A 1,868-nucleotide genomic window follows, 5' to 3' on the forward strand; every position below is an offset into this window, starting at 1 on the left:
TTGAAAGCGGAGCCCCACCTCATATGAAAGCGGCAGAGAACCTAGGGCGCTTCACCGTGGGTTCCGAAATCCTCGAAGAGTTACAGAACCCGATGACCGTATCCTCACTTTGGGAGCGATTCGACGGCCGACAGCGAAATGCGCCTGAGGCGGGACGCATTACTTTCGATTGGTTTTCGCTTGCGCTCTCAACTCTTTACGCCATGCAAGTTGTGGACTACTCCCATGACGGATACTTGCGGAGAACCCATGTTTCTTAAGTCGCTCTCATCCTCAGACGCTCGCTTCAAGTCCCTGAACTTCCACGGCGGACTGAATATTCTGGTCGCCGATCGCACAGAAGGCTCGGAACAAGGTAATAGTCGCAACAGCATCGGAAAGACTAGCTTTGTAAAAGTTCTTCGCTACATTCTTGGCGGAGACTTGGCAGAGGAGTTCAAGACACCCGAACTGGAAGAACATACTTTTATCGCAGCTTTGACGCTCCCTGGGAATCAAAGTGCAGCAGAGGAAGTGCGAGTCTCCCGTTCGGTCAAGCCCACAACGCGAGTGAAAACCTCTGGCTGGTCCGTTGTTCCAGAAGATGAAATCACGCTAGACGATTGGCGCTCCTTGCTCGCGCGCCACGTCTTCAACATTCCAGAGAGCGCGGCCCGCCCCACCCCTGGCCAACTTTGGGGCCAGCTTATCCGGTACCACTTCGGCAAGCCGATAAAGATTCACGCTTCTGAACCAGATTGGGAGTCTGGTGTACGCCTCGGGTTTCTGTTTGGGCTCTCCCCTGAGACCCTTGGGCGTGCAGGTGACATTGAACGACTGAAGAAGCAAGGATCTGCAATACGCAAAGCTGTCGAAGAGGGTGCGCTAAGCCATATTCCTGCCGATGAATCAGCGTTGCGTGCTCAGTTAGCGGCTGCCCGCCACAAGCGAGAGCGAATGCAGAAGGACTTGCGCGCGTTCAAGGTGGACGAACAGTATGCCGAACATCAGCGTGAAGCGGATCAGTTGAGTGCAACCATTCGGAAGCTCAACGACGAAGTGCTTGCAACAAAACGACGGCTTCGAGAACTGGACGAGGCCACACAAGCAGAAGTAGACGACAGCGCCAATCAGGGACTGACAGGCAAGCTTGCCAAGGTCTATGCCGAAATCGGAGTCGTCCTGCCCGACCTCGTCAGCCGAAGATATGAAGAAGTAGCGGCCTTCCATGAATCTGTCCTTCGCAACCGGAAAGCATTCTTAGAGCAAGAGTCAGCTTCGTTGCGTCGCAGGCTGGAAGAAATAGAGAGTGAGCGCACCTCCCAGGACCAACGCCGGGCTCACGTTATGCAGTTACTCAATGAAACGGTAGCTCTCGATACATTCCTAAGTCTCCAACAAGACCTGGGAGAGCAAGAAGCCTTGGTTGCCGACCTCGAACGCAAGCTTGAAGCTGCCCACTCTGTCAGCACCATCGACGACAATGTCAAACTGAAGACCGCCGAGCTTGTAGCGTCGGTGCGTACTGAAATGAGCGAGCGCCAGAGTTATCTTGATGAAGCGATCTCGCTTTTCAATGAACTCGGGGCCGAGATCTACACCGATCGTGAAGCTTCGCTCCTTGTCTCGCCTACGCCGAAAGGCGTCCTCGGTGTAAAGCCGCGCATCTCAGGAGACGCCAGCACGGGCGTGAGGAGTGTAGAGACGTTTATGTTAGATATTGTGAGCGTCGTTTCAGCAATCAAGGCAGGTCGCGCTCCGGGCCTCTTGGTGCATGACAGTCATCTGTTCGACTCCATTGATGGCCGCCAAATCGCTTCCTGCCTCAATATCGGGCTCTTCGGATTTCAGGTGGGGGCGGGGTGACACGCCGAGGAGACTGGTGAGTC

General features: G+C 54.7%; 2 protein-coding genes. Both read left to right on the forward strand.

Annotated features, from left to right (window positions below; translation table 11 throughout):
* Window positions 1-260 (forward strand): ABC-three component system middle component 6 (locus tag RH857_RS13445; protein WP_310538485.1); only part of this gene is annotated, 260 nt, incomplete at its 5' end.
* Window positions 250-1,845, forward strand: coding sequence for an ABC-three component system protein (locus tag RH857_RS13450; protein WP_310538486.1), 1,596 nt, complete (start codon window positions 250-252; stop codon window positions 1,843-1,845). The genes RH857_RS13445 and RH857_RS13450, both read left to right, overlap by 11 nt.
* The last annotated feature ends 23 nt before the right edge of the window (window positions 1,846-1,868 follow it).

The organism is Nesterenkonia flava (genome assembly GCF_031432335.1).
Taxonomy (GTDB): Bacteria; Actinomycetota; Actinomycetes; order Actinomycetales; family Micrococcaceae; genus Nesterenkonia; species Nesterenkonia flava.

Coding starts and splice junctions, on each gene's coding strand:
- RH857_RS13450 (WP_310538486.1), top strand. CDS start 250: ATGTTTCTTAAGTCGCTCTCATCCTCAGACGCTCGCTTCAAGTCCCTG.